Raw genomic sequence first — 21436 nt, 5'->3', positions numbered from 1 at the left:
CGGTCGTCACTGCCGCCCGAGCCAGGCGGCGATGCGGTGGTTTGCAATCAGCATGGCGATACCGGTCAGGACGCTGGCGATAGGCACGATGAGCAGGCCAAGCCCCAGGCCATTGGGAATCTCAGCCGCGGTCGCAGCATCACTGATCATGCCGACGATGAGAGGACCAAGCGCCGGCCCCAGAAGGCCGGAACCGATCATCGCGAGACTCGTCGCCATCGCCTCCTTGCCCTTGCCGGCAACCAGGTGTGCAGCACCGAAACACCACGGCAGCAGAAATGCGAAGGACAGCATGCCCGGCACGAAGAGGAGGATGGAAAGCCAACCGACCGGCGCGAAAAGCGCAGCGGTGGTCGTCAGGCTCGCGATCATGAAGAGGATGGCGGGTGGTCCGAGAACCCGGCCGGCGCCGGAGCGCACGGCACGGTCGAACAGGCGCCCGCCGATCAGCGTTCCGCAAATCCCCATCGCACCCTGCAGCAGTCCGAACGCCAGTCCGGCCTCGCTGGCGCTAAAGCCGTGGGTGCGGATCAGGAAGGGAACCGCGAAGGCGTAGAAAGGTGCTGCAGCGAAGCCGAGTGCGACCGAGCCGATGAACAGCCAGCGAAATGGCGGGGACGAGAGCAGCCGCAGGCTTGCCTTCAGGAAGGGCTCGCTATTGGCAGCTAAGCGTTTGAGCGGCGGGGTCGGACCGATGACGACGAGCGCCAGCAGGCCGATCAGCACGCCCATGGCACCTGCGCCTACTAGGGCCGTACGCCAGCCCAGCGTATCGCCGATCGCGCCGCCGACGGCGAAGCCGACCATGGTGCCGAGCGGAATGCCCATCGAGAAGATGCCAAGCGCCAGACCGCGGCGTTCGGGCGGGATCTTTCGGGCGATGATTGCATGGCTTGCGGGCGTGCCCCCGGCCTCGCCGAACGCGACGCCGAAGCGGGTGAAGGCGAGGAACAGGAAACTCATGGCGAGGCCGCCGAGCAACGTCATCGCGCTCCACAGTAGGATGCACAAAACGAGGACGAAGCTGGGCGATCCGCGATCGGCGATGCGGGCGAGCGGCATCGACAGCAGCGTGTAGCAAAGCGCAAAGGCGATGCCGGTGAGCAGGCCCACCTCGGTATCACTCAGATCGAGGTCTTCCTTGATGGACTCTGCCAGGACGAACGGAAGTATCCGGTCGATCTGGGAGGTTGCGCTGACGAGAAACAGCGTAATAAGCAGCACCGGAACGCGCCATCCATGGACGTGTTCATCGCCGCTCGCCTTCGATACAATGGGCAGTCTATTCTGCTGATCTATTGACGACGCGGCGGTTTCTGTCATGCTTGGCTCTTCCCTGGCTGTGACTGGCATCACCAAGCTAGAGGAAGTCTCAAATGACCAGAATGCCGGATACCTCAAGAAACTTGCCCATTCCTACAGGCCGCGATATGCTGCCGACTGAAGGGCGAGTGCTGCGCTGGCCTCGAAACCCGGTGGAGGGTCGCGTGTCGTCATCGCTACTTGGCGGAATCACCGCTTATATCGAAAGCCAGGGCGGCGGTGAAGGGCTGTTTCCGACGCAGATCGAGAGCGTCAATATCATCCGTTCCTACCAGCAGCGGATGCCGATGCGGCAAATCTACCGGCCGTCGCTCTGCATCGTCGCCCAGGGGGCGAAGGAAATCCTCTTTGGCGAAGAAACGCTTCGCTACGGGTCCATGGAGTGCCTGGTCGTCAGCATGGAAATGCCGGCCAGTGGGCGGGTTGTCGATGCGAGCCCCGAGGCACCTTATCTCGGCGTCACCATAGACCTCGACGTGACGATGCTGCGCGAGGTGCTGGAACAGTTGGAGACGCCGCCCGTCCCACCTGCCGCGCCGGGTCCATGCGTGTTCGTCGGCAAGGTCGACGAACCGCTGGCGGAATGTGTGCTGCGCCTGCTCCGAATGTCGCAGACGCCGAAGGCGATCCCGATCCTCTATCCGTCGGTCATGCGCGAGATCTGCTACTGGCTTCTGAGCGGCCCGCACGGGGCCGAACTCTGCAGCCTGGCCGTGCCGGAATCGAATTTCATGCGGGTCGCGAAAGCGATCTATTTTCTGCGCGCCAATTTCGCCGAGACGCTGCGCGTGGAGCAAATGGCCGAGGTGGCGCGCATGAGCTCGTCATCGTTCCATCAGCACTTCAAGCAGCTCACCTCGGTGACGCCGCTTCAGTTCCAGAAGCAGTTGCGCCTGCTCGAGTCGCGGCGGCTGATGGTGGCGGACGCTGCAAGCGTCGAGGAAGCCGCCTACAAGGTCGGCTACGAAAGTCCGTCGCAGTTCAGTCGCGAATATTCCCGGATGTTCGGCGTTGCGCCAAAGCAGGACGCGCTCAACCATCAGCGGATGTACAGCCAGTACGCCAGCCGCAAGGCGCGAACTGTCTAAGCGCGTGTTGCGGGAGGCGGCTCCGTGCGGTGCGCCCGGAGCGGCCCTTCCGATCTGCGAACAGAATTGCCAATACCGGCGCTGACGGGGAAGGATTCGTCAGACTCTCAGTCGTCGCCGAGCGCACATCACATCAAGCCTTGCTGCGCGGCCTGGTGGACGGTCCTCACGACCGGTTGGAAGCCGAGGCGGCGGGCAAGCGAGACATCCACGTGGAGGCGCCAGGGGTTGTCGAGCGGCGCTGAGGAGGGTTCCATCGCTCCGCCGGCCAGGGCGACGAGTTCGTAGATCGAAGTCGGCGCCTCATCGGCGATATTGACGATGCGCTCGTCCATCACCCCTGTCAGGGCGAGGTTCATTGCGGTGGCAATGTCGCGATGGTGAACCATGCTCATCCTCTGGGCGGGATGCATTTTGAAATCGGCGACCAGTCGGGGCAACGCTTCGAGATGTCCGTCCTTGTCGCCATAGACGAAGCCGAACCTCTGGATCGACCAGTTCAGCCCGCTTTCGCGCAACGCATTCTCGGCAGCGAGCTTGCTCGCCGGATAGGCCTGTTGCGGTTCGGCTGCATCGTCCTCGCGGCCGGGGCGCGGGCTGTTCGCGTCATACACATTGGACGTGCTTGCCAGGATGAAACGCGCTTCGGGCGCATTTGCCTTCGCCGCGGCGATGAGATTGCGCGCGCCGTCGAGGTTGCTCTTCCAGATCAGCTCGGTGTCGGGCGTCCGAAATACCGCGGCGAGATGGATGATCGCAGACACGCCATTCACCGCCTGCATGAGCGAATCCGGATCGAGAAGGTCCGCTTCCACCGCGCTCACGCCAGCGGGCGCCGCTTTGCCGCCGCGCAGAAGCGCGCGGCAATTCACCCCTGCCTCGACAAGGCGTGGAAGAAGGCGGGCTCCGACGAGCCCCGTTGCACCGGTCACCAGGATTGTCATGCAGTCGTTCCTTTCTGAAGAAGGTTTTCGAGGCGCTCCGTTGCGGTCTGTAGAACCCGGACCGCGACCGCGATTTCGGCGTCATCGACGCCGTCGAAGGCGACCGAACGGATGAATGAGAGATCGGGCAACTCGCCCCAAAGCGTCGCGCCGGCGGCGGTGATGCGCAGGAGCTTCTGGCGCTGATCGACGCGGTCGGCCTCTTGCTCGACGAGACCCTTGCGCACGAGCGTTGCGACGATGCCGGTCATTGTCGCCCGTTCGATCGCGAGCAACCGCACGAGATCACGCTGCATGGTCGGCCCGACAGTCGCTAGCTGGTAGAGCACGTACCACTGCACTGAGCCGAGATCATAAGGACGCAGGACGGAATCCATGACCGCCCGGCCAGCGAAATAGCACCGCTTTGCCCACGCTCCGACGAGGTCGCGATCCGCGCTTTTCCGTCTCTCAACCATGTGCCCTTCAATCTCGCTAGCTCCCTAGCAAATATGTAAGGCACCTAGCAAGTGTCAAGGGGTCCGCTTCGCTCGACCGCGTTTTCAGATGGCTTGGGTGCCGGTCCTCGAATCCTGTCCCGTCAAGATTTGGGCAAGAATTCACTGGCCAGGGCTCACCTTAATCCAGCTGGAGGATCAGGCAGGAAATTCGCGGTAATCGGTATTCGCCGTCGTACAGCCGGCGGGTAGCTTCACGGCGCATTGCCTCGGGAGCGATTGGGCTCGGTTCCACATCGCGCTTTCCGAGGTGAACGGCGGATCGCTCCGCAGGCATGAAGTTTCGGGCGGCGCGCGAAATCTTTCGCGCCGATCCCATACACGCGCCAACCCATCGATAAGGAAACACAAGATGCTCAAATCGGTAACAGGGCCTTTGCTGGCCGCCGCGCTCGCAGCAGGAATGACAGGTCTCCCGGTTGGAGAGGCTTTCGCACAGGCATCTTCGCCGGATCAGATTGTCGGCGTCTGGGAGTCCGAGGACGGCAATCTTAAACTTGAGATGTTCGACGCCGGCGAAACCTATGCCGCCCGGGTCCTCTACGGAAAGCTTCTGATGGAGGCAGACGGAAAGACCTTCAAGAAGGACACACTCAATCCGGACCCGAACCTCAGAAGCCGCTCCCTCGAGCGAGCCGTTCTCGTGACCAACCTCAAATGGGATGCCGATGACGGTCGCTGGGAAGGCGGTAATTTCTACAGCGGTGCAACTGGTCAGACCCACTCCGCTCGAGCAACGCTGGTGAGCGGAAAACTGGAACTTCGCGCATATATGGGCACCGCCATACTCGGTCGGACCATGGTGCTTCGCCGCGCACAATGAGTGCAGGATTTAAGACAATCCCCATGGCAGATAGTTCATCGATCGTTGATCGTGAACCGGCCGAGCCAACTGGCGGCTCTCATGGTGCAGCCCTGCGCTGGAGCGCTCGGCTGCTCGTGGCCGCGAGCTGGATCAGCGGCGCCATCTTCGCCACCTACATCCTCGCTTTCTTCGGAGGCGTCGCGTTAGGCGGAGCCGCCGAGCGATGGAACGAGTCTCTTCCCGATTTATACGAAGGGAGCGCGCTGCTTTCTACGGCAGCCATCGGCGCGCACTTCATGGCCGGGGGCGTGCTCCTGCTGCTCGGGCCTGTTCAGTTGATCGGGAGCGTGCGCGATAATGTGCCCGGCCTCCATCGTTGGCTGGGCCGAATCTACGTCATTTCGGCCGGCTTGGCTGGTCTGGGTGGGCTTGGCTTCATATTGGGAAGAGGAACGATTGGTGGCCCGCTGATGGATACGGGCTTCGGCATCTACGGCGCGTTGATGGTGCTCTGCGCCGCCATGGCCTACGCCCGCGCTCGGGCTGGCAGTTACGACCGGCATCGTGCCTGGGCGATCAGGCTGTTTGCGCTGACGGTCGGCTCCTGGCTGTACCGGATGGAATATGGCGCCTGGTTCCTGGTCTCCGGTGGCATTGGAACGGCGAGCGGCTTTACCGGCTGGTTCGACGCGATCATGATGTTCTTCTTCTACGTCCCCAATCTCATCGTCGCTGAACTCTTCATTCGGGCGCGCCGGCGGCATCGCGGAGCGGTTGCCGGCTTTGCGGCAGCAACGGTGCTCCTGGCTGCAACCGCCTTCAGAAGCTTCGCGACCTGGAGCTTCACCGCTCGCAGTTGGGGCCCGAGAATGATCAGCGGCATCACGGAAGCGGGACTGTAGGCCATCCGCCAAGCGGTACTGCCATGCCAGATGATCCTGTTACCGTGCGAACCTGAGCACCATCAGAACTTCTGCCGTTGTTTGCCTTCCCCGGGCCGGTGCAACACGCACAAATGTAGGATCAGGCATACTTTTTACTGGTTCTGGCATGGAGAGTGGCCGCGCTTCGGGCATCCTGCCGAAGAGGACAAAAAGGCGGGTGCGTAGAGACCATCAACGCTCAAGATCTCCGCCGAGCGGTCGAAAAGGCAAGGATGATTGATGACCAAATGGACGACAAGTAACATTCCACCACAACACGGCCGTTCGGCAGTCGTCACCGGCACCGGAGGGCTGGGTTTCGAGACGGCGTTGGCCCTGGCGCGCGCCGGCACTAACGTTGTGATCGCCGGACGCAATCCCCAGAAGGGCGCTGATGCCGTCGCGGCGATTAGAAATGCCGTCTCTGGCGCGCAGGTCCGGTTCGGCAAGCTGGACCTTGCGAACCTTGCTTCGATCGGTGAATTCGCCGGGCAACTCGCACTGGAGCAAGATGGCCTCGAACTCTTGATCAACAACGCTGGCGTTATGAGAACGCCGGATCGTCGCGAGACCAGCGATGGCTTCGAGCTACAACTGGGCACAAACTATCTCGGCCATTTCGCTCTCACCGCGCATCTGCTGCCGCTCCTGAAGCGAGGGCAAAAGCCGCGTGTCGTGACTGTAGGCAGCGTGGCAGCGCGGTGGGGAGCGATTAACTTCGACGAACTTCAAGCCGAGCGCAGTTACAAGCCGATGCAGGTTTACAGCCAATCGAAGCTGGCCTGCATCATGTTCGCCTTCGAATTGAGTCGACGCAGCGAGGCCGCCGGATGGGATGTGCAGAGCCTTGCGGCCCATCCCGGCATCTCACGCACCGACCTGATACCGAACGGACCGGGCTGGTCGAGCGTACCGGGGTTTGCGCGGCGCTACTTATGGTTTCTCTACCAGCCCGCATGCCAGGGCGCCTTGCCCACGCTCTTTGCGGCGACAGAACCGGCGGCGCTGAGCGGCGCTTACTACGGGCCTGACCGGCTTGGTGGGACGCGAGGCCATCCGATCCAGGAGAAACCTCCCCGCCAAGCGCTGGACACAGCCGTCGCAGCGCACCTCTGGGATGCGTCTCAGGAACTGACGAACGTAACGTTCGTGTGAAACGTCCGAGTGGCGGGCACCGTTTTTCATCGGGAAGGCAAGTGACACGGTTGACCTAAATCCGGCGACGATCGACCGGATACTCCCGCTCATGCCGATCGCAAACGAGTGCATCGCCGCTGACCCTTCGCAAACACTGACATCGCCTAACCATCCAAAACTCCATTATTCAAAAGGATTCCTGAAATGACAGACACGCGGAGGAATGAGCCTGGCAATGCCAAAGCATCGGGGTTGTCGCGCCGTTCATTTGTTCGATACGGCGCGGCCGGCCTTGCTGTTGCGGCCGTGGGCGGCGGCGTCGCCGTCTGGGCGAACAGGCCACTCGTTTCCCCGCGTCAGCAGGGACTGCCGAGGATCCCCGATTGGACGGCGACCGACATCCCCTCGTTGCGAGGGCGCTCGGCGCTGGTCACCGGCGGCAATGGTTATCCCGTGGGCGACCGAAGCGGACTGGGCTTTCATGACGCCCTTGAACTCGCTCGCGCCGGGGCGGACGTAACCATCGCGTCCCGGAAGCAGGAACGGGGCGAGGAAGCGGTCAGACACATCAGGAGCACCGTTCCCGGCGCTTCGATCCGCTTCGAGACGCTCGATCTTTCAGACCTCGCTTCAGTCGCCGGTTTTGCGGAGCGTATTCGAGCGTCCCGGGGAAGTCTGGATATTCTCGTCAACAATGCCGGCGTCATGGGGCGGAAAAGCCGCGAAGTGAGCGCCAATGGAATCGAGCGGGTTTTTGCTACCAACACGCTGGGTCATTTTGCATTGACCGCCCGATTGCTGCCGCTGCTGCGCGAAGGCCAATCCCCGCGCGTCGTCTGGGTTTCCAGCAGCCGCTCGTTCATGGGTGCTATCAACTTTGCCGACCTGCAACTGGTTCAGGACTACGACTATGGGGCGGCCTATGACAACTCCAAACTCGCCCTCCTAATGGTTGCCTTCGAGATGCAGAGGCGCAGTGCGGCGGAAGGCTGGGGTATCTCGGCCATAGCCGCCCATCCTGGCATCGCCCGCACGAACCTCGTCCCGGACGGCCCGGGCGCCGATAGCCTGGAGGGGCGCAATCATCGATACATGCCGTTCATGTTCCAGACGGCAGCCCAGGGCGCCTTGCCGACCCTGTATGCGGCAACGTCGCCGCAAGCGGCGGCTGGCGGATACTACGGCCCCAACGGGGTGATGGGACTTGGCGGCTTACCCGGTTGGGCCGGGGTTCCTGAAAAAGCCGACGACCTGCAAGTTGCGGCGAGGCTGTGGGCCACACTTGAGCAACTCGGCGACGTGACATTCGGGCGAGTGAGCTGATGCACAAATATCTCGCTCGATGCGCGATCCGTGCTTGTCGCAAACCTTTCAGTAGGCTGAGGCTACCCTGCAATCGGCAGCATTTTCATGCTTTTTTAACTTTTTGAAGTCCGAAGAGGCGCGCGAGCAGATCATTCTGATCGTTGACGTTCCAGTTACCGGAAAAGCCAAAGCCTTTCCGCAACCAGAGCATCGCTTCGAAGCCCGCGATCGTCCGGCGTGCCGTTTTGAAGGATTGAAAGCCGCCGATCTTTGGCATGTTCTTCTTCACTCGAAAGTGGTCGCTTTCGATGCCTGCTGGAGATGTTTGGTAACGTAGTGCACTGGGTCGGGATGCAGCAGGCCGTCATCGACGACCGTCTTGATTGTTGAGGGGAAGGTATTGGCACCGTCCTTACCGATCTTGCCCGGCGAAAGCAGGGGTTCGTGCTTGAGCATCTTGCGGAAGAACCGCTTGGCGGCATCGAGGTCACGCTTTGCGGTCAGAAGGAAATCCACCGGGTTTCCGTGCTTATCGATGGCGCGGTATAGGTAGCGCCACTTGCCGCGGACCTTGACGTAGGTTTCGTCAATGCGGATCGAACCGCAATGGGGTCGGCGGAACTGTCGTAGCCGCTTCTCGATGATCGGCGCTAGGCAAGGACCCATTGGTTGATCGTGCTGTGATCCACTTCAAAGCCGCGCTCTCGGAACATCTCTTCCAAATCGCGGTAGCTCAGCGGATAGCGCAAATACCAGGTAACGGCCTGAACAATGAGCCGACTGCATTCTTCAGGGCCTCCAAATTCAAGCTCCTTATGTCCGTATGTCGAATTCACGCCTGTCGGAATCCGGCGCGGCGCCGTAATGCTCACGTCGAGCAAAGACCGTGTTGCCAGACGAATGGTAGCTTCTGTCCCGGAGCATCGGGAAGTGATCTAGGCTCACACTGTTCGCTGCGACGTTCAAAATCTCGGCATCGGTTGGGCGGCAAGCCGACGCCTTCGCGCCTCATTCACTGTCATTCGACGACGACCAATTCCTTCGAGACAATGCGCTGTGCGGTCGACAGATCGATGAAGTTGATGTGGTCGGGATCTACCTTGGTTAGGAAGTTCTCCGAGAAGAACAGGGCGTCGATGTCTTCTACGCTGTCGAACCATGTTTCTACGAGCGCATCGTAGCTTGGCTCCGGCCAGTTCGGCGCCGCGATCGGATATGAGATGACGAAACGTCGAATGAGCTTCGCCTCCGGAATCGCAAAGAGCAGCGGCGCGTGAACATCGCGACGATAAGCCTGGAAGTCGTCCACGCTCCTCCCTTGCTTTCGTTTGAACGTGATTGCCATCTTGACCACTGAAATTCTCCCTGTCTTTGAGTGTTGGACGGATGCCTCACCGACCCCGGTGGCGCCGCAGTCTTACGCCGCGACCAAGGCTGCTGCGGAGCCGAGGGACGTATTGGCGCGGGCCTATTGCGCTTCTTCTCGCGCCGTCAGGGGACTGCCGCGAAAATCCGCATCGACCTCCCCCTCGAAGATCACCAAGGCGAGGCAATGCTCGGTCATGCAGTGGTCGGCGTGAAGTTCGCCACCGGGCTGGCGCCAGTAGGATCCGGGTCGCAGGACCACCGCGGTCTCTTCGCTGCCGTTGGCATCCCAGTGCTTCATCTCCCCTTCGATCAGGATGCTTCGATAGGTATAGGTGTGGGTATGCAGTCGTCTGCTGCCCTCGTAGTTGTTGCGATAGCGGAACAAGGTGATCGAAGGCCCTGCCATCGGATCCCCTTCGATTTCTCTGATGTTGGGGCCATCGGCATGGCCAGGGATGAGCGGACGAAATTCAGCCAGTGTCTCTGCCGGAGCGACAATCATCCCTTCGGCAGGGACCGACAGCGTTGTACTGTAGTTCCGCTCCGACGGGGCAATTGCACCTTCGCCTGATTGGGAGTGCGCCCGAGAAGACGCCATCAGGGATGCAAGGATCAAGGCGAACGTGACGCTGCGGGCCTGGACATTTGGATCCACAGGCAATTCATTCTCCTCCGTGTTCCAAGCCGACGAAGTAGCCGTCCGTTTCGAGAGTTTCGAGCAAGCAGTTCTCGCGCGGTATCCAGCCGGTCAGCGCGCGGCTCTTCGCGCTCGATGCGGGCGCATCAATCGTCACGAACCGGCCCAGCCAGCCGAAATGCGCGATAGCCCTCTCCTCCGTCAGACTGCGGGCCGGCACACCGATCCCCGCGCCGATCGTGTCGGCAATCGCGCGAAAGGCGATGCCTTCGTCTTGAACAGCATGGTAGCGTACGCCACTGCGCGCCTGTTCGACCGCATCGCAGAACAGGCGTGCCGCATCGTCGCGGTGAACCGCCGGCCAGCGATTGTCACCGTCGCCGACATAGGCCGAAACGCCTGTATGTCGGGCGAGCGCGATCAGTGCCGGAATGAAAGCCTTGTCGCCGCGCCCATATACAGACGGCGGAAGCCGAACGATGCTGACCGGCAATCCACGGGTCGCGTGACGGAGGATCTTTTCCGACGCGCTTCGTGGGTTTTCGGGTCGCGCGTCCTCCTCCTCGGTTGCCGGATGGCCTACCGTGGTGACCGTCGTCGCCGAGGTTGCCACCAGCGGGGTGTTGGAGCCTTCAAGCGTGTTGGCTATCGTCTCCAGCAGACGCTCGTCGGATCGGCAATTCTCCTCGTAGCGGGAGAAGTCGTGGTCGAAGGCGGTATGGACCACCGCGTCGATGCCGCCGAGGCCGTCCACGACGCTGGCGGGCTCGCCGATGTTGCCCCGATGGACCTCCACGCCTCGCGCGAGGAGTGCCGCCGCCGATTGATCGCTACGTGCGAGGCCGCGAACTTGGTGCCCCCGGCCGAGGAGTTCCCCAACTACGGCCGCACCGACAAATCCTGTCGCTCCTGTTATAAATATTCGCATGCCAGGTATCTCCGTTTCCAATAAATCCCTGACATGCGCGAACGGCTCTTAACAGTCGTGACGTCATACCGGTAGCCGGACTACCCTGCTGAACGAAACACGGAGATCGCCGCGTCCAGTGCGGCGCGGTCGCTGTCGCTTACCGGGTTGTAGACGACCATGCTCAGGTGTGGCGCGCCTTCGACGTCGAATGCATTGTAGTCGAGGATGATGCGCCCGACCCGAGGCAGCATGGCGACCTTTCGTCCATCGGCCAGAGAGGCAACAGCGCCTACGTCCCAGAACCGTCTGAAGCACTCGCTGCGGCTCAACAGGCTGTTGATCATCGGCTGAACCTCGTCGCCCGCACCGACGCGCGCCACGTCGCGTCGGAACGCTGCGACGGCGGCGTGCGCGTCGGTTTCCCAGGTCTGCATTCGCTCGCGCGGCTCAGGTCGACAGAACAGAATTTCGAGAATGTTGCGCTGTTCGGGCGGCATGGCGGCATAGTCGGTCAGCACTGCCAAGGCGCCCTCATTCCATGCCAACACGTCCCAGCGATGGTTTTTAATAAACGCGGCCGCTCCGCGCAGCGAGTCCAGCACGGCCTGCAACTTCGCCATCGAGGGTTCTACGGGCGCACGTCCGATCGCTGGCGGCCGCTGCTGCGCCAGCAGGAACAGATGCTCTCGTTCGTCGGGCGACAGAAGAAGCGCCTGCGAAAGGCGATCAAGCATGTCCGCTGACGGCGTTCCTTCGCGTCCCTGCTCGAGCCACGTATACCAAGTGACACTGGCGTTGGCTCGCTGTGCGACCTCCTCCCGTCGCAGGCCCGGCGTCCGTCGCCTGTGGCCGCTGAGGCCGAGAACTGTGGGATCAAGCCGTTCGCGGCATCGCCGCAGAAAGGCGGGAAGATCCTCCAATGCCCTAGTATCGTCTGGGGCGTTTGTTTTTGACGGACTGTTCTTCATCATCTGCCATCCATTCGGATCGTACCGGCTTTATCGCCCCACTGCTGGCGACGGAGATCGATGATCGCAGCGTCGACCGAGTGTCTCCCCTCGCCCTTCTCGAGAACGATTGCGAGCGGACTGCGCCTATAAGAATCGCTCGCAAGCATAGTCTCGGGAACCTTTACCTCATCGCAAAGGCCGTCCGCGATGTTCCAGTTCCAGGCAAAGCCGTACAACTGAGGATGGAGCGTGCCCACGTACAGGCTTGCCCGGTCAAGCGGAAAGTTAGCCGCACCATGCGCCAGACAAACGCTTCGAAAAGCGTGATCAGGTTAGGTATCTGTACCGCGTCGTCGAGCAACCAGGCTTCAACTTCGGCAATCGTCAAATGTTCGGGTGCCAAAGACCTGCCGCCAGCTGATCGTCGCATCAACGCCAGAGTCGCGAGATAGGCCCGTGGTGCCGGATCGATGTGGATGGATCGCATGGAGTGATTATTCCTGCTCATATCATCCTGCGCAAGCTTGTTGTGTTTAACAGCGGGCAGTGACAATCCTCCCCAGGGAGACAAAAAGCCACCGCGACGTCGGGTTTCGGACGACTGCAAAGTTCGCCTCAAGGTTCGCCATTAGGGCGCAAAGCTCCTACTGGCGGCGCGGCCTTTGCATTCACTCTGGCAATCCGGCCATACGATAGCGATCGGCCGTGTTGCATGGATCCGGTTATTGGTCAGGATATCCCCTTCCCAAGATGAATTTCATGCGGTGCGTGTCGAAGACTGGATGCCCGAGTTCGGTCATTCGGTTGAGAGCACGAACGGCGATCCGAGCCTCGGTCCTCTAGTTCGGGCCTCGGTCTTCTGGCTATTGAAGTCTCTGGCTCGCAGCTTCGCACCGATGACGGTCTTCCATCGGCCCATCTGAGGCTCGATCCGGCTACGTTGATTGTGACCCGTCGATGCTTGCTGACTTTCAGAGCGATGTCTTGCAGGCGGCAATACCAAATTCTTGCTTCGGCGCGACAGGGTTGAGAAATCGGGGGGCGCGACGTCGAGGCCCATCAAGTCCGCAATGCTACGCATCAGACCCTGGGTCTGGCAGGCACAGTGTGATCGCCAGATCCGAATATTCTGCTGCCCACCGCGGGACATGTGCCGCGACGCCGGCAAGAGGCATTGCACTTCCTCGCTCACCCAACCGTCAAATCGCCACGCTGCCGCAGGCTTTCGTTATAGGCCGCCCAGTTTGTTACCCGATGTTTCTGCCTGGCAATCTTATGTCGGCGGGCAGAGTTCAAATTGTGTGGCATACCCAAAATCCTGGAAGGCGTTCGGCCCGCTCGATATCAGCCCCCGGGCGATCCATGCAACACGGCTCCTCGGCACGACATTTCCTCGAACCGTCATCGCCAACTACGGACCGCCGCCATGCGGATGTGGCACGAGATCGCTCTGTTGGCGCTCGCCTGACGCTGGGGCGTCTACGCTGGCCGCGCCTGGTCGGCGTTAATTTTACAGTGCCGTACGGACTGTGCGGCTGGCATATTCGCTACACAAGCGCTGCTGGTTCATCGCGTCAAGCTTCGGCGCGGTGCCAAACATTCGGCGGTATTCGCGGCTGAAGTGCGAAGCGCTCTCGTAGCCGACCTGATAGGCAGCCTCCGCTACGCTCGCAGCCTCTGCCACCATTAACCGTCTTGCCTCGAGAAGGCGCAGCTGCTTTTGGAACTGGAGCGGCGTCATCGAGGTGAGCGCCTTGAAGTGTTGATGGAACGATGACGGGCTCATTCGCGCGACCTCAGCCAAATGCTCCACATGCAGCGTCTGGGCGAAGTTTGTGTGCAGCACGGAGATGGCTTTCACGACCCGCTCGATGTTCGATTCGGGTAATGCCAGCCTATAGAGCTCGCCTCCATGCGGGCTGTTCAAAAGCCAGAAGCAGATCTCGCGCATGATGGAGGTATAGAGGATAGGGATCGCTTTCGGCGTCTCGGATATCCTGATGAGACGCTGGGTGCAATCCGCCAGCGATTCATCGACCTGACTCACGAACATGCAGGGACCGGGGTTGGTAGATGGAACAGGCGGCTCATCCAACTGCTCCACCACCTCGCGCATCATCGTCACGTCTAGATCTATGGTGACGCCGATATAGGGGGCGTCGAGACTCGCCCCGACGATCCGCCCGCTGGCCGGCAGCTCCACGCTTACGACAAGACACTCCATCGCACCGTAGGACAGCATGTCGTCACCAAAGAGGATCTCCTTTCCTCCCTGGATCACAACGCAAAGGGACGGCTTGTAGATCGCCCGCATCGGCATCATCATTGCCTGACAGGAGCGGACGATGTTGAAGCCATCGACCAACGTTGGAAACAGGCCGTCACCGTCACCCTGACCCTCGATATAGGCGGTAACCGCCGCGAGAAGCGATGACGACACGCGAGTCTCCGGTTGGTTGTGAGGCCAAGGCGACGCGCCATCCATATCTGGCAACACATAGTCTTTTGCAGTAATAGGCAAGTTTCTTGAGAGTTCTGGCATTCTATTCACTGTGCACTCCATCTAGCTTGAAAGTGCCAAACAAGCGAGGAGTTCGCCGAGCATGACAGAAACTGTCTTGCGGTCAATAGATACTCAAATGGGTAAATCACCGGCTAGGGAAGCGGGCCAGTCTCAACGGTCCTGGTCGGAACTACCCTACTGATCGCAAAACAACGCGTCGCCACCCACCCTCGACAACACTAACAGTTGTTCCACGCAAGCGGACAGCCGGGCAGCTGCCCACGGCGCGCTGGACGCGGGCGCAGCCATGTCGAGTAAGTCTTGCAACAGCCTCAAGAAAGGAGACATTCCGAAATGTCCGATACTGATAGCTCCCGCCGCGCGTTCATGGTGCTCGCAACCGCTGCTCCAGCGGCTCTCGCCCTGACGAGCGCGACATCCGCGCAAACGTCCACCGCTGGCACCGGTACCCTGCCTGGTGCCGGTCGGGCTGCGGTCATTACCGGCTCATCTCGGGGCATCGGCGCCGCCGCCGCCAAGCGTCTGGCGCGCGACGGCTACGCCGTGACCGTAAACTACCTCACCAACAGCGATCTGGCCGCTCAGGTCTTGGCCGACATCGAGGCGGCTGGCGGTCGCGCCATCGTTCGCCAGGCGGACGTGGCAGACCCCACAGCGGTAAAGGCGCTCTTCGACGCCAATGAGGAGGCCTTCGGCGGCGTTGATGTGGTGGTCAACAATGCTGGGATCATGAATGTTGGCTCCTTCGCTCAAATGACCGACGCGGCGTTCGATCGAATGATGGCCACCAATGTGAAGGGCAGCTTCAACGTATTGCGCGAAGCAGCGCGGCGCACGCGTGACGGCGGCCGGATCATCAGCCTCAGTTCGAGCATCATAAAGACGCCCCCCCCGGCTACGGCCGCATATGCAGCCACAAAAGGTGCCCAGGTGCTTTTTTCCAGCGTCCTCGCGAAGGAATTGGCGGGCCGCAACATCTCGGTCAACTCCGTAGCGCCCGGCGCAGTCGACACGCAACTCCTCCGTCAGCACGGAGAAGATGCGCTCCGAGGAATTCCCGAGCAGACGCCGCTCGGTCGTTTGGGCCTGCCTGAAGACATCGCCGGCGTCATCGCCCTTCTTTGCTCTCAGGACGGAGCCTGGATCGATGGTCATAATGTATTCGCAAACGGCGGTCTCGGTTAAGGCAGAGCAACGAGCTTCCCAACGGCGTCGAAGCCCCCGCTAAGCACCGTTCCCGTCGGCACGAACTGAATGGAATTGAAATCGGATCAGGGAAACCGCCCGATGATCCGAAAGGAGATCGCAGGATACCCCCCAATAGCTGGCGATCTCCAGGCCACCGAAGATCGTATCCGACAACTGGGGCCTTCGCAGGCCCCTTCCCCACCCACGACTACTGGCATGGGCGAAGCCTATGGATTTCTACCCGGTCAGCACAATCATTGTGCAGATCAGCCTGGCCGATCGCGGTCAGATCCTGCGTAATATGCTGGGGCGCGAAGCATCGACCTCATCGTTCTCAATATCATGATGCCTGGCGAGGATGGTATCAGCATATGCCAGCAGCTTCGTGCAGCCATGACCACTCCGATCCTTTTCCTGACGGCGGTGTCGGAGCGCACGGACCGCATCGCCGGTCTTGAGGTCGATGCGGACGATTGTCTTGCCAAACCCTTCAAACCTCGCGAACTGCTTGCGCGAGTGCGCGCTGCCCTGCGGGGGATCCAAGGAGCTTCGCCGAGACAGAGATCCAATCAAGGTAAACACAGTTCGTTTCGATCACGGACCTTGAACTTCGCCCCCTCAACGGCCTGATCAGTTGTTTCGGCGGGGCTGATTGGAGGACTTTCCCCCTCGGTAAAGCCGTGAGTCATCGCTGGACGGTTCATGACCAGAGGGCCACCCGACGAAACGGCTGGGACGGATTTTACCAAGGTGAACCCGGCTGCGAGCGCGACGATGGCAGCGAAGTTGCGCTTCGTCTTCTCGCATCGTAAGGCGACACGCTCGAAACGCTTGAGCTTTCCGACGGCCTGCTCGATACGGGCGCACCCTTGTAGATGGCCTTTGCGAAGTAGCCCGGCTTGCCCTTTTCGTTGGCCTTTCGCGGAATGACGGGGATGATGCCGTGTGACCGCGCCGCTTGCCGGTTGGCCTTGCTGGCGTAGCCCTTGTCGGCGACGGCCGCCCTCGGATCGACATCGGGACCGAGCCCGAGCAGAATGGTGAAGTGCGGTGCGTCGCCTTTTTCACCGCCGGTCAGGTCGAAGGCGATCGGATGGCCGTCGAAGTCGGTCTTCAGGTGAATTTTGGTGGAGAAGCCGCCGCGCGAGCGGCCGAGCGCTTGGCCGTTCTGCCCCCTTTTGCGCCTGCTGCCGAGACATGAGCGCGCACGACGGTGCTATCGAACATCTGAATCAGATGCGCCGAGGACGACAGTGCCGCGAGATGTTCGAAGAAGGTTTCGAACACGCCTGCCTTGCTCAATCTGTCGAAGCGTTTCCAGACGCTGTTCCATTTGCCGAACCGGTCCGGAAGCGCACGCCAAGAGATGTTGTGGACAGAAAAATAGTGCATCGCTTCCAGAAATAACCGGTCGTCACGGCCTTTGTCGCCCCGACGCGGAAGCGAGGCCTGAAACACATCCAGCGCCGCCGCCCAATCCTTCTCCGTCATCTTCGTAGACATCGCCGACCTCCAAATCAGTCGGCTCTCCATGAATCAGACAAATCCTCTCAGAGGAATCCCCGCCTCTCTTCATGCGGCAATCCGTCCACACCGCCTAGATGTTTAGTCCCGGCATTTGATGGATAGGGTCGATCGTGAATCTTTCCCGCTCTATTGTCCAGATTTTGCAGATGAATTCGTATGGCGTGAGGCCGCGAAGGGTCTTCAGGCGGCGGCCGAAATTGTAGGCCTCGATGAAGTTCGCCTTATGGCTGTGCAACTGGTCATGGTTGTCGTAGTGGAAGCGCTTGACGGTGGCGTCCTTAATGGTGCGGTTCATCCGTTCGACTTGCCCGTTCGTCCAGGGGTGGCGGGGCTTGGTCAGGCCGTGCTCGACATCGAGATCGGCACATGCCGCCTCGAAGGCATGGCACCGGAAAGGCACATTCTCAGCCCGCATGGCCTTGATCTCGCCGGGTGTCCAGCCTTCACCGGCGGGATCGGTGAAATGGGTACCATTGTCGGTCAGCACCGTATGGATCTTGTACGGTACGGCTTTTGCCAGCGCCCGGAGGAACTCAGAGGCAACGCGTCGGGTTGCTTTCTCAACCAGTTGGGCAAAGGCGAATTTGGATGTTTGATCAATGGCGACGAAGAGATGCAGCCTGCCTTCGGCCGTCTGCACTTCGGCAATGTCGATGTGGAAATAGCCGATCGGGTAACTCCTGAACTTCTTCTTCGGCTCCTTGTCGCCTTCCACATCCGGCAGGCGTGAAATGCCATGGCGTTGCAGGCATCGGTGCAAGGATGAACGGGTCAGATGCGGGATCGTCGGTTGGAGCGCATAAAGGCAATCATCGAGAGGCAGCAATGTATGCCTGCGAAAGGTGACAACGACCGTTTCCTCCTCCAGGGATAGGACCGTCGAATGCGGGTCTTTCGGCCCTGTCGGCAGATCGGCCAACGAGGTTCGTTTCTTCCACTTGGCGACGGTTTTCTGATTGATCCCGTATCGCTTCGAAAGCGCCCTCAGGCTCTCTTGACTACTTTGTATAGCTCTACGGATTGCCTCTGTCGTCGTGGCGCTGCCATGCAGAACTTGTCCCATAGTGCATCCCTCCAGGCCTGAGAAAATAATGCACCATCAAATGCTGGGATCAAACATCTAGTATCAGGCAAGTTTTTTGCAAATTCGGGCATGGATGTTCGCGGCATCATAGTCATCTTGGGGTGAACGTGAATTGCAGGCACATCAAACGGTGATCGCTCGATGGCCTGCTCGAGAAGGCACGCATCTTAATGACGAAGTGGACAACCGAGAATATTCCTTCGCAAAGTGGCAGTTCGGCAGTCGTTACAGGAACCGGTGGACTCGGGTTTGAGGACGCTCTGGCCCTGGCCCGTGCTGGCGCAAATGTGATTGTCGCCGGGCGAAATCTCCAAAAGGGCGCCCAAGCCGTTGATGCAATCAAACAGGCTGTCCCCGGTGCGCAAGTGCGGTTCGGTAAGATTGACCTGGCGAACCTCGCCTCAATCGCCAGTTTCGCCGCGCAACTGACAGAGGAGCAAGAGAGCCTTGATCTCCTGATCAATAATGCGGGCGTCATGACCCCGCCGGAACGCCGCACCACCAGCGATGGCTTCGAACTGCAGTTTGGCACAAATTATCTTGGCCATTTCTCCCTCACTGCGCATCTGTTGCCGCTTCTGAAAAAGGGGATGAACTCGCGCGTCGTGACCCTTGGCAGCATCGCTGCACGGCAAGGCGCGATCAGCTTCGATGACCTCCAAGCCGAGCACAGCTATAAGCCAATGCCGGTCTATAGCCAGTCAAAACTCGCCTGCATAATGTTCGCGTTCGAACTGAGCCGGCGCAGTAAGGCGGGCGGCTGGGGCGTCGAGAGTATTGCGGCACATCCCGGCGTCGCGCGCACAGAACTCATCCCGAACGGCGCGGGTCGGTCGAGCCTGAACGGCAGGATAAGACGCTTCATGCCATTCTTGTTTCAGCCTGCATGGCAGGGTGCGCTTCCGACACTTTATGCGGCGACCAATCGAGCTGCACGGGACGGTGCCTACTACGGGCCTGATAAACTGGGCGGCACGCACGGTTATCCGACTGAGGAGAAGCCCCCAAAGCAGGCGCTGGATACTGGTATCGCAACTCGCCTCTGGGAGACCTCTCTGAAACTGACCGGCGTGACGTTCGAGTAAGGCGCCACGCGGCTTCCAGTTATGGCCTGTTTGCACTGGCGGGTGCCATCGCTGCTGCCTGCGAAATCAGGCAGCCCCTCACTCGACCCGGTGAATTCATGTCACCGATGTTCGACCTTTGCAGCAGAACCGCAAGGAGTTCAATTTGGTGATCCTCACCCAAACATCTCCGGCTGGCTGGTTTGATGCCCCATATACCGGCAAGACAGTGACGGTTTCCTTCACAGGAGCGGAGCGCATTGGCCGCCGGTATCCCACCCCGTGGGTAGAGCGCCCGCTAGCGTCGTTTCTTCCCCTTACAATCAACAATATCGGATCGCAGGCGAAAGCTTTCGGCTTATCTTGGAGTCTTACCGATGACATGGTCGTCCGGATACTTTACTGACCTGAACTATACGCACGGATATTATCCGGAAATGAACCCGGCCATGCTGCGCCTCGCCTGCCTATGCAACGCTGTCGAGCCGCAACTGCCCGAAGCGCCATCTTATCTGGAGCTCGGCTTCGGTCAGGGCGTTACGATCAACATGCTCGCGGCTGCTTCAAGCGGCTCGTACTGGGGCACGGATTTCAATGCAGCGCAAGCGGTGGAGGCTCGCAAACTCGCAGATGCCTCCCATGCCGATATCCATCTGTTTGACGACTCCTTCGAAGAATTTGCCAATCGGAAGGAACTTCCCGATTTCGATATCATCGCACTTCATGGCATCTGGAGCTGGATATCGGAAAACAACCGCAAGGTCATAACAGACATTATCCGGCGAAAACTCCGTCCCGGCGGCATCGCTTACATAAGCTATAATTGCTTGCCCGGCTGGGCTCCGGTCGTACCGATCCGACAGTTGATGTCGCTTTATCAAGACTATGGTGGCGGGAAGATGTCGAGGCCGATCGAAATGATTGAGGGAGCGGTGCAGTTTGCAACAGAGATCGCAAAAGCCGGCTCGTTCTATTTTCGCGACAATCCGTTCGCCAAGCATCATCTGGAGGAGCTGTCGAAACAAGGGCGCAATTATCTCGCCCATGAATACATGAATGCGGATTGGCATCTTGAACATTTTTCCGACATGGTCCGGAGCCTGGCAGACGCCAAGCTTACGTATGTCGGTTCCGCACGGCTTTTGGATGGCATCGATACCTTCCAAATGAACGAAGACGGGGCCAAACTGGTTTCGCAAATCGGCAACCCGATCATGCGCGAGACAGTCCGCGACTATCTGATAAACAGGCGCTTCCGCACCGACATCTTCGTCAAAGGAGCCAAACTGATTGCGGGTCGGGAACATCGCGACGCTTGGCATACATTGTCATTCGTATTGACGACACCGTCGATCAACATCCCGAAGAAAATCATGTGTGGAAGGGGAGAAATCGAGCTGCCCGCGGACAAGTACGATCCTATTCTCGAAGTTCTGTCTGACGAGGGCTACAGACCGAAGCATGTCGAAGAACTCTTCAAACATGTGAAGCTACAGAACCTCAATCCTCAGGATATCGTGGACTACTTGACTGTTCTGGCAGGGGCCGGTTTCGCAGTGCCTGCCCAGATCCCCTCAGAGAAGATCAGAGACCAATGCAGAGCCCTGAATCAGTACATTCTTCAACGAGCGCTTGTCAGCGCGGATCTGCATCATATGGTATCGCCAGTGACCGGAGGAGGGATTGGGCTCAATCATATGACACAGTTGTTCATTCTCGCATCGAGCGAGGGGAAGGTTAGCGCCGGGGCATTGGCCGGCTATGTATGGGACTTTCTGGAGAGCATCGGTGAACGTCTTGTCAGAGACGGCAAAAGGATCGAATCCAAGGAGGAGAACCTGAAGGAAATCAGGACTTCGGCAAAAAAATTCGTCAAGTTCGGGCGCCCGTTTCTCGAAGCTTTGCAGATCATCGAAAGCCCCGGCGCCGCAGATGTATCAAGAGCTGCTGCTGAATGATCAAAAATGACAACCAAGCCTAAATCACGCTTCTGGCCGTGGGGGCGATGTCACGCTTGAACTGGCTCAGGCGAAAGACGATCCCGGAGAGGTCTTGGCTATCTGGGATATTGGCGAGGAAACCCAGAATGCTTGTGGCCATCGCGCTGGCGAACAAGATGGCGCGAGGTATCTAGGCCATGCTGACAAACGGAAAGGATTACG

The 21436-nt window shown here is 59.9% G+C and carries 22 protein-coding genes and 1 pseudogene; 9 read left to right on the top strand and 14 right to left on the bottom strand.

The genetic code is table 11. The features are described from left to right. Positions 1-6: 6 nt before the first annotated feature. Complete coding sequence (locus LQK81_RS23360; protein ID WP_230808806.1) at positions 7-1323, bottom strand: MFS transporter; 1317 nt, start codon at positions 1321-1323, stop codon at positions 7-9. Positions 1324-1487: 164 nt separating this feature from the next. Between LQK81_RS23360 and LQK81_RS23355 the strand changes: the two genes are divergently transcribed. After that, positions 1488-2411: an AraC family transcriptional regulator gene (locus LQK81_RS23355; protein ID WP_230808822.1), complete on the top strand. Its 924-nt coding sequence runs from the start codon at positions 1488-1490 to the stop codon at positions 2409-2411. A gap of 128 nt (positions 2412-2539) precedes the next feature. Here LQK81_RS23355 and LQK81_RS23350 read toward each other — a convergent pair whose 3' ends face one another. Continuing rightward, positions 2540-3355, bottom strand: coding sequence for an NAD-dependent epimerase/dehydratase family protein (locus LQK81_RS23350; protein ID WP_230808805.1), 816 nt, complete (start codon positions 3353-3355; stop codon positions 2540-2542). Then, positions 3352-3813, bottom strand: a complete 462-nt coding sequence (locus tag LQK81_RS23345) for a MarR family winged helix-turn-helix transcriptional regulator (RefSeq protein WP_230808804.1) — start codon at positions 3811-3813, stop codon at positions 3352-3354. Before LQK81_RS23345 ends, LQK81_RS23350 begins: the two co-directional genes overlap by 4 nt. Before the next feature lie 391 nt (positions 3814-4204). Between LQK81_RS23345 and LQK81_RS23340 the strand changes: the two genes are divergently transcribed. The 4 genes from LQK81_RS23340 (at position 4205) to LQK81_RS23325 (ending at position 8040) form a co-directional block, all read left to right on the top strand. Beyond that, the gene (locus tag LQK81_RS23340) at positions 4205-4675 is read left to right on the top strand and encodes a DUF2147 domain-containing protein (protein WP_230808803.1); all 471 of its coding nucleotides are present in this window, start codon (positions 4205-4207) and stop codon (positions 4673-4675) included. A gap of 23 nt (positions 4676-4698) precedes the next feature. Then, the gene (locus tag LQK81_RS23335; protein ID WP_230808802.1) at positions 4699-5559 is read left to right on the top strand and encodes a DUF2306 domain-containing protein; all 861 of its coding nucleotides are present in this window, start codon (positions 4699-4701) and stop codon (positions 5557-5559) included. A 261-nt stretch (positions 5560-5820) separates the two neighbouring features. Further along, positions 5821-6735, top strand: a complete 915-nt coding sequence (locus tag LQK81_RS23330; RefSeq protein WP_230808801.1) for an oxidoreductase — start codon at positions 5821-5823, stop codon at positions 6733-6735. A 186-nt stretch (positions 6736-6921) separates the two neighbouring features. Then, a complete protein-coding gene (locus LQK81_RS23325) occupies positions 6922-8040 on the top strand; it encodes an SDR family oxidoreductase (RefSeq protein WP_230808800.1) in 1119 nt (372 codons plus the stop codon). An 85-nt stretch (positions 8041-8125) separates the two neighbouring features. Here the strand turns inward: LQK81_RS23325 and LQK81_RS23320 are convergent. The 8 genes and pseudogenes from LQK81_RS23320 to LQK81_RS23285 form a co-directional block, all read right to left on the bottom strand. Next, positions 8126-8801, bottom strand: a pseudogene (locus LQK81_RS23320) (IS6 family transposase); the annotation flags it as partial. 239 nt (positions 8802-9040) lie between these two features. Next, positions 9041-9367, bottom strand: a complete 327-nt coding sequence (locus LQK81_RS23315; protein WP_230808821.1) for an EthD domain-containing protein — start codon at positions 9365-9367, stop codon at positions 9041-9043. A 123-nt stretch (positions 9368-9490) separates the two neighbouring features. Continuing rightward, on the bottom strand, positions 9491-10051 hold the full coding sequence (locus LQK81_RS23310; RefSeq protein ID WP_230808799.1) for a DUF4437 domain-containing protein: 561 nt from the start codon (positions 10049-10051) through the stop codon (positions 9491-9493). A gap of 1 nt (position 10052) precedes the next feature. After that, positions 10053-10955, bottom strand: coding sequence for an SDR family oxidoreductase (locus LQK81_RS23305; protein ID WP_230808798.1), 903 nt, complete (start codon positions 10953-10955; stop codon positions 10053-10055). Positions 10956-11035: 80 nt separating this feature from the next. Further along, the gene (locus tag LQK81_RS23300) at positions 11036-11905 is read right to left on the bottom strand and encodes a helix-turn-helix transcriptional regulator (RefSeq protein WP_230808820.1); all 870 of its coding nucleotides are present in this window, start codon (positions 11903-11905) and stop codon (positions 11036-11038) included. 163 nt (positions 11906-12068) lie between these two features. Next, complete coding sequence (locus LQK81_RS23295) at positions 12069-12374, bottom strand: hypothetical protein (RefSeq protein ID WP_230808797.1); 306 nt, start codon at positions 12372-12374, stop codon at positions 12069-12071. 309 nt (positions 12375-12683) lie between these two features. Then, the gene (locus tag LQK81_RS26450; RefSeq protein WP_442967179.1) at positions 12684-12947 is read right to left on the bottom strand and encodes a hypothetical protein; all 264 of its coding nucleotides are present in this window, start codon (positions 12945-12947) and stop codon (positions 12684-12686) included. Between the two features lie 450 nt (positions 12948-13397). Beyond that, positions 13398-14327, bottom strand: coding sequence for an AraC family transcriptional regulator (locus LQK81_RS23285; RefSeq protein ID WP_230808796.1), 930 nt, complete (start codon positions 14325-14327; stop codon positions 13398-13400). Positions 14328-14744: 417 nt separating this feature from the next. Here LQK81_RS23285 and LQK81_RS23280 point away from each other — a divergent pair, with 417 nt between their 5' ends. Together LQK81_RS23280 and LQK81_RS23275 are read left to right on the top strand one after the other, a co-directional pair. Beyond that, the gene (locus LQK81_RS23280) at positions 14745-15596 is read left to right on the top strand and encodes an SDR family oxidoreductase (protein ID WP_230808795.1); all 852 of its coding nucleotides are present in this window, start codon (positions 14745-14747) and stop codon (positions 15594-15596) included. A gap of 345 nt (positions 15597-15941) precedes the next feature. After that, positions 15942-16229: a response regulator gene (locus LQK81_RS23275; RefSeq protein WP_330166575.1), complete on the top strand. Its 288-nt coding sequence runs from the start codon at positions 15942-15944 to the stop codon at positions 16227-16229. A 112-nt stretch (positions 16230-16341) separates the two neighbouring features. Here the strand turns inward: LQK81_RS23275 and LQK81_RS26445 are convergent, their stop codons facing one another. The 3 genes from LQK81_RS26445 to LQK81_RS23265 form a co-directional block, all read right to left on the bottom strand. Then, the gene (locus tag LQK81_RS26445; protein WP_442967180.1) at positions 16342-16716 is read right to left on the bottom strand and encodes a transposase; all 375 of its coding nucleotides are present in this window, start codon (positions 16714-16716) and stop codon (positions 16342-16344) included. Beyond that, complete coding sequence (locus LQK81_RS23270; protein ID WP_230808793.1) at positions 16713-17102, bottom strand: transposase; 390 nt, start codon at positions 17100-17102, stop codon at positions 16713-16715. Before LQK81_RS23270 ends, LQK81_RS26445 begins: the two co-directional genes overlap by 4 nt. Before the next feature lie 94 nt (positions 17103-17196). Further along, entirely contained in the window at positions 17197-18189 is a 993-nt protein-coding gene (locus LQK81_RS23265) for an IS481 family transposase (RefSeq protein WP_230808792.1), read from the bottom strand. Between the two features lie 191 nt (positions 18190-18380). On the opposite strand from LQK81_RS23265, the gene LQK81_RS23260 reads away from it, so the two are divergent. Together LQK81_RS23260 and LQK81_RS23255 are read left to right on the top strand one after the other, a co-directional pair. Then, positions 18381-19295 carry an SDR family oxidoreductase gene (locus tag LQK81_RS23260; RefSeq protein WP_230808791.1) on the top strand — a complete coding sequence of 305 codons (915 nt, stop codon included), beginning with the start codon at positions 18381-18383 and terminating at the stop codon, positions 19293-19295. A gap of 356 nt (positions 19296-19651) precedes the next feature. Further along, positions 19652-21232, top strand: a complete 1581-nt coding sequence (locus LQK81_RS23255; RefSeq protein ID WP_230808790.1) for a class I SAM-dependent methyltransferase — start codon at positions 19652-19654, stop codon at positions 21230-21232. The last annotated feature ends 204 nt before the right edge of the window (positions 21233-21436 follow it).

It is taken from the genome of Rhizobium sp. GN54 (genome assembly GCF_021026345.1).
Classification (GTDB): Bacteria; Pseudomonadota; Alphaproteobacteria; order Rhizobiales; family Rhizobiaceae; genus Mycoplana.
This window is presented reverse-complemented; position numbering and strand designations above follow the sequence as displayed.